The sequence below is a fragment of the Acidovorax sp. HMWF018 genome, from assembly GCF_003061035.1.
Lineage (GTDB): Bacteria > Pseudomonadota > Gammaproteobacteria > Burkholderiales > Burkholderiaceae_C > Acidovorax > Acidovorax delafieldii.
Window position 1 is genome coordinate 1 of sequence record NZ_QAIM01000234.1, and the last position, 12,419, is coordinate 12,419.

At 66.7% G+C, this 12,419-nt stretch carries 10 protein-coding genes and 1 pseudogene; 2 read left to right on the top strand and 9 right to left on the bottom strand.

The window, feature by feature from the left end; all coding sequences use genetic code 11:
- Positions 1-64 precede the first annotated feature (64 nt).
- From DBR23_RS08265 to DBR23_RS08295, 6 genes and pseudogenes are all read right to left on the bottom strand, one after another.
- The gene (locus DBR23_RS08265; RefSeq protein ID WP_108497918.1) at positions 65-796 is read right to left on the bottom strand and encodes an ABC transporter ATP-binding protein; all 732 of its coding nucleotides are present in this window, start codon (positions 794-796) and stop codon (positions 65-67) included.
- A complete protein-coding gene (locus DBR23_RS08270; RefSeq protein WP_108497910.1) occupies positions 789-1,562 on the bottom strand; it encodes an ABC transporter ATP-binding protein in 774 nt (257 codons plus the stop codon). Before DBR23_RS08270 ends, DBR23_RS08265 begins: the two co-directional genes overlap by 8 nt.
- Before the next feature lies 1 nt (position 1,563).
- Complete coding sequence (locus tag DBR23_RS08275) at positions 1,564-2,559, bottom strand: branched-chain amino acid ABC transporter permease (protein ID WP_056742977.1); 996 nt, start codon at positions 2,557-2,559, stop codon at positions 1,564-1,566.
- Positions 2,559-3,431 (bottom strand): branched-chain amino acid ABC transporter permease, encoded by an 873-nt coding sequence (locus tag DBR23_RS08280; protein ID WP_108497911.1) that lies wholly within the window; start codon positions 3,429-3,431, stop codon positions 2,559-2,561. Before DBR23_RS08280 ends, DBR23_RS08275 begins: the two co-directional genes overlap by 1 nt.
- Positions 3,432-3,749: 318 nt before the next feature.
- Positions 3,750-4,937: pseudogene (locus DBR23_RS08290) on the bottom strand (ABC transporter substrate-binding protein); the annotation flags it as partial.
- A 142-nt stretch (positions 4,938-5,079) separates the two neighbouring features.
- The gene (locus tag DBR23_RS08295; RefSeq protein ID WP_056742974.1) at positions 5,080-5,856 is read right to left on the bottom strand and encodes a GntR family transcriptional regulator; all 777 of its coding nucleotides are present in this window, start codon (positions 5,854-5,856) and stop codon (positions 5,080-5,082) included.
- A 269-nt stretch (positions 5,857-6,125) separates the two neighbouring features.
- On the opposite strand from DBR23_RS08295, the gene DBR23_RS08300 reads away from it, so the two are divergent.
- Positions 6,126-7,181 carry an aromatic ring-hydroxylating dioxygenase subunit alpha gene (locus DBR23_RS08300; RefSeq protein WP_108497914.1) on the top strand — a complete coding sequence of 352 codons (1,056 nt, stop codon included), beginning with the start codon at positions 6,126-6,128 and terminating at the stop codon, positions 7,179-7,181.
- A complete protein-coding gene (locus DBR23_RS08305) occupies positions 7,178-8,143 on the top strand; it encodes a PDR/VanB family oxidoreductase (RefSeq protein WP_108497915.1) in 966 nt (321 codons plus the stop codon). Before DBR23_RS08300 ends, DBR23_RS08305 begins: the two co-directional genes overlap by 4 nt.
- A 122-nt stretch (positions 8,144-8,265) precedes the next feature.
- On the opposite strand, the gene DBR23_RS08310 is transcribed toward DBR23_RS08305, so the two are convergent.
- The 3 genes from DBR23_RS08310 to DBR23_RS08320 all read right to left on the bottom strand — a co-directional run.
- Positions 8,266-8,622 (bottom strand): HPF/RaiA family ribosome-associated protein, encoded by a 357-nt coding sequence (locus DBR23_RS08310; protein ID WP_108497916.1) that lies wholly within the window; start codon positions 8,620-8,622, stop codon positions 8,266-8,268.
- A gap of 128 nt (positions 8,623-8,750) precedes the next feature.
- A complete protein-coding gene (locus tag DBR23_RS08315) occupies positions 8,751-10,772 on the bottom strand; it encodes an adenylate/guanylate cyclase domain-containing protein (protein ID WP_108497917.1) in 2,022 nt (673 codons plus the stop codon).
- Positions 10,744-12,419, bottom strand: a 1,676-nt coding sequence (locus DBR23_RS08320) for a TonB-dependent receptor domain-containing protein (RefSeq protein ID WP_146191281.1), incomplete at its 5' end; no start/stop codon positions are given. The genes DBR23_RS08315 and DBR23_RS08320, both read right to left, overlap by 29 nt.

Sequence of the window (12,419 nt, forward strand, 5' to 3'; positions counted from 1 at the left end):
CCGCCGAACGACGCTGCCAGCCAGGCCAGAAGGGTTCTGCGGTGCACGGCTTGCATGGCGCGCGCTACCGTGCCACGCCCAGCAGGCGGTCCAGCAGGTCAGGCTGGGCGCTCAGCTCGGCAGCGCTACCGGTGTGCACCACGGTGCCCCGGTCCAGCACGGCGGCGTGGTCCGAGATGGCCAGGATGGCCTGCGGATGCTGCTCCACGATGATGGCCGACAGGCCCTCTTCGCGCGTGATGCGGCGGATGGCGCGCAGCAGCTCTTCCACGATGATGGGCGCGAGGCCTTCGAGCGGCTCATCCAGCAGCAGCAGGCGCGGGTTGAGCACCAGCGCGCGGCCCACGGCCAGCATCTGCTGCTCGCCACCGGAAAGCTGCGTGCCCAGGTTGGTCTTGCGCTCGGCCAGGCGCGGGAACATTTCGTACACGCGCTCGGGCGTCCACGGCCGTGCGGTCGATCCTTTGCGGCCCGGGCGCGCCACGGCCGTGAGGTTCTCGTGCACCGTGAGCGACTTGAAGATGTTGCGCTCTTGCGGCACCCAGCCGATGCCGGCCGCCGCGCGTTCGTGCGGGGGCAGCTTGTGCAGCGCCACACCGCCCAGGCTCACCGTGCCCGCATGCTGGCGCGTGGCCCCGGCCAACGTGTTGATGAGCGTGGTCTTGCCCGTGCCGTTGCGCCCCAGCAGGGCCAGCGTGTCGCCTTCGGGCAGGGCCAGCGAAATGCCTTGCAGCACCACGGCCTCGCCGTAGCCTGCGCTCAGGCCCTCGATGCGCAGGAGTTCTGTCTTAGACATGCGCATCCTCCCCGTGACCGAGGTACACCGCCTTCACCTGCGGGTCATTGGCAATCGTGTCCGGGTCGCCCTCGGTGAGCACCGTGCCGTTGACCAGCACCGTCATGCGGTTGGCAAAGCTGAAAACCAGGTCCATATCGTGTTCGATCAACAGCACCGAGACATCGGCGGGCAGGGCCGCCACGGTCTGCAGCAGCTCCTCGCGCTCGCCGGCGGGCACACCGGCCACGGGTTCGTCGAGCAGCAACACGCGCGGCTGGCAGGCCAGCGCAATCGCAATCTCCAGCAGGCGGCGCTTGCCGTAGGCCAGCACGCGCGTTTCCTCGGCCATGACGGAGGTCAGGTGGAACTGCTCCAGCAATTGCTCGCAGCGCTCGGTGACCGCCTTGCGCGCCCCCAGCGGTTGCCACCACTTGCCGCCCAGGCCCTGGTGCTGCGACACGGTGAGCGCCAGTGTCTCCAGCGGCGTGAGCGTGTCGAACAACTGGTTGATCTGGAAGGTGCGCACCATGCCGCGCTGCACACGCTGGTGCGGCGCCAGGCGCGTGATGTCCTGGCCTTCGAGGGTGATGAAGCCTTCGGTGGGCTCCAGCACGCCAGTCAGCAGGTTGATGAGCGTGGTCTTGCCCGCGCCATTGGGGCCAATGAGCGCATGGCGCGCACCCTTTTGCAGGTTCAGCGTGACGTTGTTGGTGGCCGTGATGCCGCCAAAACGCTTGACCAAGCCCTTGGCCGACAGCACGGTGGTGGAGGTTGTCGTGTTCATATCAATGGCCTCCCGCTTTGGAGGCAACCCCGGCCTTGCGACCGGCGCCAAACCAGGTCCAGGGGCGGAAGAGACGGTCGCGCCCGACCAGTACCAGCACCACCAGGAACAAGCCCACCCAGAAGGTCCAGTACTGCGGTGTGATGGACGAGATCACGTCCTGCAGCAGCTTGAAGCCAATGGCGCCCAGGATGCCGCCATACAGCCAGCCCACGCCGCCGATCACCAGAATCAGCATCACGTCGGCCGAGCGGTGGAACTCGAACAGGTCGAGCGAGGCAAAGCCCGTGGTCTGCGTGAGCAGTGCGCCCGCAGCACCGGCCAGCGCAGCGGCCAGCGTGTACACCTGCGCCAGCTTGGCCGTCACGGGGATACCGATGGCCATGGCGCGCAGCCGGTTGTCGCGGATGGCCTTGAGCGTGGCACCAAAAGGCGACTGCACGATGCGGCGCGCGATGAGGAAGAACACCAGCAGCACGGTGAGCGAATACCACGCGGCCGTGCGGCCGTACAGGTCAAACTCGAACTGGCCAAGCACCGGCCCCATCATCACGCCCTGCAGGCCGTCGGCGCCACCGGTCAGCCAGTCGAGCTTGTTGGCCAGCTCCAGCATCACCAGTCCCACGCCCAGCGTGACCATGAGGCGGGTGAGATCGGTGCCGCGCATGATGGTGAGCGACGCCACGGCGCCCAGCACGGTGGCCGCGCCAATGCCCACGGCCAGGCCCACCAGCGGGTCGGGCATCACATGCTTGGCAAACAGCGCGGCCGCGTAGCCGCCCAGCCCGAAGAAAGCCGCGTGGCCCAGCGAGACGATGCCGGTGTAGCCCAGGATGAGGTCCAGCGAAATCGCGAACAGCGCCACGATGGCGATCTCGTTGATGATGAGCGCATGGCTCGGCAGCGCCAGCGGCGCGGCAAAGGCCAGCAGCCACAGCACGGGCTCCCACCAGCGAAAGCGCCGGGCCTGCAGCAAGGTGTTTTGCAGGTTCGACATCACTTGCCCCCCTTGCGCACAAAGAGGCCCTGGGGGCGCCAGATGAGAATCAGGATCATGAGGCTGTACACAATGAAGGCGCCCAGCTTGGGGATGTAGTACTTGCCTGCCACGTCGGCAATGCCGAGCAGCAGCGCGGCCAGCAGCGGGCCGGTGATGGACGAGGTGCCGCCGACCGCCACCACGATCAAAAAGTAGATCATGAACTTGAGCGGGAAGCTCGGGTCGAGACCCAGCACCTCCGCGCCCAGCGCACCGCCCAGGCCAGCGAGGCCGGACCCGAAAGCGAAGGTGGACAAAAACACGATGTTCACGTTGATGCCCATGCCAGCTGCCACGCGCTGGTCGTCCACACTGGCGCGCAGGCGGCTGCCGAAGCGGGTTTTGGTGAGCACATACTGCAGGCCCACGGTGAGCGCAGCGCACACCGCGATGATGAACAGGCGGTAGTGCCCCATGCCCAGGGTGAATGCACCGCTGCCGATCTCGGTACGGCCCTTGAGCCATTCAGGCAGCTGCATGATCTGCTGCGTGGAGCCCACAAAGTAGTCCACGCTGGCCACGGCCATGAACACCAGGCCAATGGAGAACAGCACCTGGTCCAGGTGGGCCTTGTGGTACAGCGGGCGGTACAGCGTGCGCTCCAGCACGCCGCCCAGCACGGCCGTACCGACAAAGGCGATGGGCAGGCAGACGAGGAAGGGCACATCCAGCCGCTGCATGAGCAGCACGGTGATGTAGCCCCCCGCCATGGCAAAGGCCCCGTGCGCGAGGTTGATGAAGTTCATCAGCCCCATGGTCACGGCCAGGCCGACTGCCAGGATGAACAGCAGCATGCCGTAGGCAACGCCGTCGAAAAGAATGGTCAGCATGAAATCACTTCATTGAAGACAAAAGTGCACCACCCTGCTCAGGGCTGTGGAAGTGCGACGAATCACCAAAGCCGGACGTTCAACCTGCGCCCCCCGGTTTCGACAGGCTCAGCCCGAACGGATCGAGAGGGAGCCTGCCCGTAAATACTGGCGCGGCCCAGACCAGCGGCCGCCGCGCAAGGGTCGCCCCGCCGCGCTGGCGGCGCCCCCCTTGGGGGCTGAGTGCCGCGGCTCCGAGCCTGCCTGCGCAGGCTTGGACGGCAACGAAGAGTGGCCGCATCTGGCGGACACACCGAGCGGGTCGCGGCTCAGGGGGGCTTATTTAGTCTTGCCGGGGTCCTTGACGTCCTTGATCACGTCGAACTCCACGTTGTACAGCTGGCCGTTCACGCGCTCCACCTTGCGCAGGTACACGTCCTGCACGATGTCGCGGGTCTGCGCATCGATGAACACCTTGCCGCGCGGGCTTTCGAAGATCTGGCCCTTCATGGCGGCCAGCAGGGCGTCACCGCCGCCGGCACCCTTGGTGGTCTTGAGCGCTTCATAGATCACGCGCATGCCGTCATAGCCACCCACGGCCATGAAGTTGGGACGCAGGCCCTTGTTGGCCTTCTCGAAGGCTTCCACGAACTTCTTGTTCATGGGCGAGGGGTGCGCAGCCGAGTAGTGGTGCGAGGTGACCACGCCCAGCGCGCCGTCGCCCATGTCGTTGAGTTGATCGTCGTCCGTCACGTCGCCGGTGCCGATGAGCTTGATGCCGGCCTTGTCCATGCCGCGCTCCAGGAACTGCTTCATCACCGCAGCGCCCGCGCCCGAGGGCACAAAGACAAACAGCGCGTCGGGTTTGGCGTCGCGCACCTTCTGCAGGAAGGGAGCGAAGTCGGGGTTGCGCAGCGGCACGCGCAGGGCTTCGGTCACCTGGCCGCCGTTGAACGTGAGGCGCTGGTTGAAGAACTTTTCGGCGTCGATGCCGGGGCCGTAGTCGCTCACCAGGGTCACGACCTTCTTGATGCCGTTCTTGGGTGCCCAGTCGGCCAGGGCCACCGACACTTGCGGCAGCGTGAAGCTGGTACGCACCACATAGGGCGAGGCCTCGGTGATGCTGGACGTGGCGGCAGCCATCACCACCAGGGGGGTCTTGGACTGCGTGGCCAGCGGGGCGGTGGCCATGGCCGAGGGCGTGATGCCCATGCCGGCGAGCACGTTGACCTTTTCGTTGACGACCAGCTCCTGGGCCAGGCGGCGGGTCACATCAGGAAGACTGGTGTCGTCCTTGATGATGAGCTGCACCTTCTTGCCACCCACCAGGTCGCCGTTCTGGGCCATGTACAGGCGCGCCGCGGCTTCGATCTGCCGGCCGGTGGTGGCTTGCTGGCCGGTCATGGGCAGAACCAGGCCGATCTTGAACACGTTGTCCTGCGCCACGGCGGGCAGCACGGTCAGGCCGGTGGACAGCGCGATGGCGGCGGCAGCCGAGGCACGAAGAAGGTGGCGTTTTTGCATCGTTGTCTCCTGTGGAAAGTCGTTGTATACAGAAAATGCTGGCGGGAGTTTGGCGTGGGCTGGGTTATTTCACAAGCGCAAATTCAAGCATTCAGGTATCGCCAAATGCAATAACCCAAGGAGCCCCGGACGCCTGCACCGGCCGTTATGCCCGCTCGCGGATCAGCTGTACACCGGGCAAGCCCTGCACCTGCGACGCCTGCACCGCCGCCAGCAGGTTGCGCCGGGTTATGCGCGAGTGCTCTCGCAGGATGGCCTCGGCCCGTGCACCCTCGCGCCGCTCGATGGCATCGAGCGCCTGGCGGTGCTGGTCTTGCGCCACCACCAGCATGTCGCGCGCCTGGGCCGAATGCGTCTGCACCACCACAAACGCAGAGGGCGACGCAAACGGCAGGCCCTTGACGCGGTCCAGCTCCCGCGCCACCACATCGCTGCCCACCATGCGGCTGAGCAGCAGGTGAAACCTTGCATTCAACTCCACATAGCGCGAAAAACCTTCGTCATCCAGCGTGGGCGGGGCCAGGGCACTATCGATGGCGTCCAGGCAGGCGTGGGCCTCGGCCAGCAGGGCGGGGGCCACGCCCCGCTCGGCCGCCAGGCGCGCGGCCAACCCTTCCATGGTGCCGCGCAGTTCAATGGCGTCGGCCACATCGGTTTCAGAGAACGTGCGCACGGCGTAGCCGCCACCGGGCAGGCGGTGCAGCAGGCCCTCCTGCTCCAGCCGCATCAGCGCGGCGCGAATGGGCGTGCGCGACACCCCCAGCTTCTCGACGAGGGTCAGCTCGGCAATGCGGGCGCCGCCGGGCAGCTCGCCCGCCAGGATCATCTCGCGCAGGCGCAATTGCGCCTTGACGGCCTGCGAGGTACCTGCCTCGGCGGCCTCGGCCGGTAGAGCAATGGTCAGGGGTTCGGGAGGGTTCATGGCGATAGGGAGCGATACGACCAGCGAGGTGAGAGAGTCAGTCAGCGCAATGTATACACAAACCAAAACAACATCCACTCAAAAACACTTCAACACATTACAAAACAACAAGTTAGAAGATATACCGGAGTGCAATAGCTGCTTTACGCCTTTACTATGTATACATAAACTCGCCTTTTTCGCACAATCGCCCCACCTAGCCTGCGATCTGCGAGCGGGCTGTATACCAAGCCTGCAACGACACCATCCACCCACGGAGAGAGACAACCATGTATCCCAAGAACGCCTGGTACGTAGCCTGCACGCCCGACGAGATCGCGGACAAGCCCCTGGGCCGCACCATCTGCGGCGAGAAGATCGTGTTCTACCGCCCCGCGCCCGACCAGGTCGCCGCGCTGGATGACTTCTGCCCCCACCGGGGCGCCCCGCTGTCGCTGGGCACGGTGTGCGAAGGCCACCTGCAGTGCGGCTACCACGGCCTGCGGGTGGAATGCACGGGCAAGTCGGTGTCCATGCCCGGCCAGCGCGTGCAGGGGTTCCCCAAGGCGCGCAGCTTTCCGGTGGTGGAGCGCTATGGCTTCATCTGGGTGTGGCCCGGCGACGCCGACAAGGCCGACCCCGCCACCATCCACCACCTGCCCTGGGCCAACAACCCTGAATGGGCTTACGGCGGCGGGCTGTACCACATCGCCTGCGACTACCGCCTGATGATCGACAACCTGATGGACCTGACGCACGAGACCTATGTGCACTCCACCAGCATCGGCCAGAAGGAAATCGACGAGGTGCCCTGCAAGACCCGCGTGGAGGGCGACGAGGTGATCACCAGCCGCTTCATGGAAGGCATTGAAGCCCCCCCGTTCTGGAAGATGGCGCTGCGCATGAACGGCCTGCCCGACGACCAGCTGGTGGACCGCTGGCAGATCTGCCACTTCACGCCCCCCAGCCATGTGCTGATCGAGGTGGGCGTGGCCCTGGCCGGCAACGGCGGCTACAACGCCCCGGCCGACAAGAAGGCATCGAGCATCGTGGTGGACTTCATCACGCCCGAGACCGAAACGTCGATCCACTACTTCTGGGGCATGGCGCGCAACTTCAAGCCGCAAGACCCGTCGCTCACCACCCAGATCCGCGACGGCCAGGGCAAGATCTTTGCGGAGGACCAGCAGATGCTGGAGCTGCAGCAGGAGAACCTGCTGCGTTACCCCGACCGCAAGCTGCTCATGCTCAACATCGATGCGGGTGGCGTGCAGTCGCGCAAGATTCTGGACCGCCTGCTGGCGGCAGAACGCACACCTGCCGCAGCACAGGCGGTGGCCGCATGACCGCGCAGGAGACCCTGCAGGTCCGCGTCGTCAAGAAGCAGGCCGAAGCCGAGGGCACCGCCAGCTATGAGCTGGCGCGGCTGGACGGCGCCGCACTGCCGCCGTTCAGCGCGGGCTCGCACATCGATGTGCACCTTCCCAACGGATTGGTGCGCCAATACTCGCTGTGCAATGCCTCCCACGAGTCGCACCGCTACCGCATCGCCGTGTTGCGCGACCCGGCATCGCGCGGCGGCTCCGTCGCCATGCACGATAGCGTGCACGAGGGCGATGTGATCACCATCAGCACGCCGCGCAACCACTTTGCGCTGCACCCTGCACAGCGCACGCTGCTGCTGGCGGGCGGCATTGGTGTGACGCCACTGCTGTGCATGGCCGACCGGCTGGCGCGCACGGGCGCTGACTTTGCGCTGCACTACTGCACCCGCTCTGCCGAACGCACGGCGTTTGCTGCCGAAATTGCCGCATCGGCCATTGCGCCCCACGCCCACTTTCACTTTGATGCGGGCGCTCCCGAGCAGAAGCTGGACACCGCCGCCGTGCTGGCAGCCCCCGGCCCCGACAAGCGTCTGTACGTGTGTGGCCCGGCAGGCTTCATCGACCATGTGGTGACCACCGCCAAGGCCCTGGGCTGGGCTCAGGACCATATCCACCTGGAATACTTTGGCGCCCCGGCGCAGGACACCTCGGGCGACCAGGGTTTTGAGGTGCGCATTGCCAGCACGGGCAAGGTCTACCCGATTGCGCCCGATGTGTCGGTGGTGGAAGCGCTGCGCAAGGAGGGCATCGACATCCTGACCTCGTGCGAACAAGGCGTGTGTGGCACCTGCCTCACGCGCGTGCTGGAAGGCGAGGTGGACCACCGCGACATGTACCTGACGGACGAAGAAAAGGCGGCCAACGAGCAGTTCATGCCCTGCTGCTCCCGCGCGCGCAGCAAGCTGCTGGTGCTCGACCTGTAGGCGACCCCAACAAAAAGGCGCTGCAACCTTCAGGCTGCAGCGCCTTTTTCATTACTCCTGAATTGATAGCTACCAGCACATGAAAATCATGCGCTAGAAGCCCATTTCACTTCGAATTCACTTCAATCCCGTTCGTCGGCGGCCACACGGATGGTGTCGCGGCCATTGCGGTCCTTCACACGGCCCAGGTCAGTGTCGAGGGCGCGGGCCAGCTTGTCGGCCGCGCCGATGAAGGCGTTGGCCATCTTGTCGGCCTCATCAGTCACGGTGATGGGTTGGCGGCCCGTGACGCGCGCTTCGATGCGGCAGCGCTTGTCATTGGCACCGGACTTGCCCGCATCCAGATCGGTGAGGAACACCTCCAGCCGCGTCACATGGTCCTGAAAGCGGGACAGCCGGCTCTTGCACTCGTCCGTGATCCAGCGCGCCAGCGAATCGCCGCCGTGGATGTAGTCGTCGGTGTTGACTTGTACTTGCATGGAGAGGGTCCTTCCTGATGAAGTTGCGAAGTCCCCATCATGGCACCTGCATCCATATCCCCGGTGAATACATGTCAAAGGATGTAGAGAGCCTGGTGACGATGTCGCGGGGGATGGTCCACAGGCTCTTACAGTTTGTCGAGCGCCACGGCGGCCTGCCAGGGCGCATCGGCAGGCAACCCCCGCGCTTCATTCACACGCGCCAGCAGGCGGGTAGCGGCCGGGTCTCCGGGCAGCCGTTCCAGCACCATTTCCAGCTGCACCTCGGCGCCGGCCCAGTCACGCGCATGGAAGGCGTTCAACGCGGCCAGGCTGGCATCACGCACCGCCGCATCCTCGCACGGCGTGAATACGCGCACGGGCTCGGTCTTGCCCTTGACGATCACATCGTCCAGCGCGCGCAACGCCACCGTGGGCGGCAGCTGCGCTGCGGTGGCGGCCGACAGCAGGATGCCGGTGCCAAACGCCTTGTTGGCGCCCTCCAGCCGCGCGGCCAGGTTCACCGCGTCGCCAATGGCCGTGTATGAAAAGCGCTGGTCCGAGCCCACATTGCCCACCACCACACGCCCCGTGTGCAGCCCGATCCGCATGTGGATGGGCGGCAGTCCGCGCGCGCGCAGATCGGCCACCAGCGCCTGCATGGCCTGCTGCATGGCGATGGCGGCGGCCACGGCGTGTTCGGCATGCCGCGGGTCGTCCAGCGGCGCACCCCAGAAGGCCATCACCGCGTCGCCAATGAACTTGTCCACGGTGCCGCCCGTGGCGTGCACGATCGGCGTCATGGCGTTGAAGTAGCCGGTGAGCACCTCCACCGTCTGCTCGGCACTGAGCTGCTCGGACAGCGTGGTGAAGTTGGCCAGGTCGGTGAACATGAGCGTGACCTCGCGCGCCTCGCCACCCAGGCGCATCAGCTCGGGCTGCGCAATGAGGCGCGAGACCACGGCGGGCGGCACGTACTGCGCAAACATCGCCCGCGTCTGGCGCGCGCGCTGGCGCACCACGGCATAGCCCACCAGCGCAGCCGCTCCATAAATGGCGACTGCCGCCGCCGCAGGCAACAGCGGCGGCCACCACAGGCGCGGGCCGGCAAACAGCCCCCACGACACGGCTCCCATGGCCACCACCAGCGCCGCCGTCAGCGCCGCCGCGCCCGCCGGGTGCAGCCGCCGGCTCGCCCCCAAAAGCACCGGCAGCAGCAGCACGGTGATCACCAGGGTCCACGCGTCCGACACGCTGCGCAGCCCGCCGCCGGTGAGGTAGTTGTCCAGCAGCGTGGCCTGCAGCTCCACCCCCGGGAAAAGCCGCTCACCGCCCGCCGTGCCAAACGGCGAGTTGAACAGGTCGGCCTGCGAGTGCGCCAGCTCGGTGGCGGTGCGCGCCGAGCGCCCCACCAGCACGATCTTGCCCTTGAAGAAACCTGCAGGCAGCAGCCCCGGCTCCAGCGCCTGGTAGTACGAGCGCGTGTCAAACGTGCCGCGCGGGCCCCGGTAGCCGATCCAGTCGAAATGGTGCAGCGCCGGGGTCTGGCCGCGCGCCTCTGTCACGCGCTGGGCCAGCCGTAGCGCAAAGCCTTCGCGCGCGACGGGGGCGCGGCGCACCACGAAGTCGTCGTCCGGCTCGACCCCGGCATCGCCCGCATCAGCGCCAGCGTCCAGAAACCGCTGCAGCGGCTGGATGTCCATCCACAGCGCGGCATTGGCGCTGTCGATCTTCTCGCGGGTGGAGGCCAGCACCACGGGCAAGCCCTGCCCCACCTGGGCCATCGTGCGGTCCAGAGCGGCGTCTTCGGCCTCGGTGGTGGGGTCGGCAAAAACAATATCCAGCCCCACGGCCAGGGCGCCGTCTGCGCGCAGCCGCTCCAGCAGGGCCGCATGCACGCTGCGCGGAAACGGCCAGGTCTGCTGCAGCTCCTGAAACGTCGGCTCGTCGATCGCAAGAATCACCACCGGCACGGGCGTGCGGTGGGGGGCCGCCAGCGCCGTCAGCACGTCAAAGGTCTTGAACTCCAGCGCATGCCAGGTGCGGCTGAGCGTGGCGGCCCCCACCAGCAGCAGCGCCAGCACCCCCGCCGCCAGCGAGAGCCACCGCTGGCGCTGCCGGGCGTGCGGCACCGCCGCCCGATCAGAAGCGATAGCGCGCATCCAGGACATAGCGGGTCTTTTGCCGGTCGGACTTGGGCGCCCACAGGTTCATGGCCGCAACGCCCACCACCCAGCGTTTGTCCTGCGTTTCCCAGAAGCCCATCAGGTCCACTCCCCAGCCCGGCGCACGGCGCGTGAGGTTCTCCTTGTCCTCAAACCGCTCCGAGCGGTACACCGCGCGCGCGCTCAGGTACAGGCGCTGCGCGCTGGCCCAGGTGGCTCCCAGCGCCACGGTATGGCGCGGGATATAGGGAATGCGCCCCACCACCTCGGCACCTCCGTCGAGCATGCGGCTTTCACTGTGCTGGTACAGGTACTTGGCGTAGCCCGACCAGCGGCGGCTGAACATGTGGTTGACCGTGCCACCCAAGGTCTGCAGCGTGCCGCGCTCAAAACTCGGCGTGTCCTCCAGCAGGTCACTGGTGGACAGGTTGACCAGCTGCGCGTTGCGCATCTCTTCGAGGAACGGCAGGCTGGGCGTGCGCAGGTCCACACCAATCGTGCCGGGGTTGTTCACCCGCAGGTGGTCGGCCCGCAGACCCACGAAGGTGTTGGCGCCCACCTCCATGCCCAGCTGTGCCACTGTGCGTTTGTGGCGCCCTCCAGCCTCCACCAGGCGGTCTTCGACAGGGATGCCCGCGGTCTCCACGCTGGCAAGGGTGGAGACGCTGAGAGGCCGCAGCCAGTCCTGATAGGCCACGCGCAGCGTGGCGCCCGCAGCAGGCTGCCACACCGCGCCCAGGCGCGGCGTGACCACGCGCTCGGTGTCCGCGCGGCGGGCCTGGTCTTCGCTCAGGGCATCCAGCCCCACCAGGTAGCTCTGCGTGAGGCCGTCCACGCGGTGGCGGATTTGCTGCAGCCCCAGGGCTGCGTCCAGGCTCAGCGCCGGGTCCAGGCGTTGCGTGGTGGCCAGGGTGAGGCCGGTGTAACGGCGGTCAATGCGGTTGTAGCCTGCCAGGACGAGGTAGTCGCGGTACAGGCCCACGTTTGGAATGTCAGCCACCACGGCGGCCTCGCCCGCCAGCAGGTTGTTCTGGCGCTCGCGCACATGCTCCAGCGTCACGCTCCAGCGGCTGCCGGGGGTGGTGTCCACGGTGTGGCGCAGCTGAATGTCGCTGAAGTCCTTGCGCGGGGCGCTGCTCACGCCCATGACGGTCAGGAACGGTGGCTCGATGTAGGCCGTGGGGTAGCGCAGCAATTGCAGGTTGTCCACGCTGCGGCCCAGCTTGATCCAGGTTTGCTCCGTCGGCCCCCACCGGTAGGCCATGCCCAGGGCGCCCTGGGTGACGGTGTCGTCCAGCGAAGTCTCCTGCACGTTCTGGCCGCGCAGGCGCATGCTGAACTGGTTGGCGTAGGCAAACAGGTTGATGCGCTCGGTGGGCTGCATGCCCACCCCAGCGGTGATGGCATGGGCACGCAGGTCTCCCTCGCCCGCGCGCATGGCAGGAAGTCGGTTGACCTGCAGGTCGAACGGATAGGCGCTCACATCCGCCGTCTGCGCCTTGAAGAACCAGGACACCGGCACATGGCTGTTGTCCAGGCCATTGAGCGTGACCGCTGGCGCACGCATCCGGTAGAACTCGCGGTCCAGCGTCACACCCACCGATCCGTGGCTGCCGGGCTGCTGCAGCAGGGGCGAATAACGCTGGCTGCCCC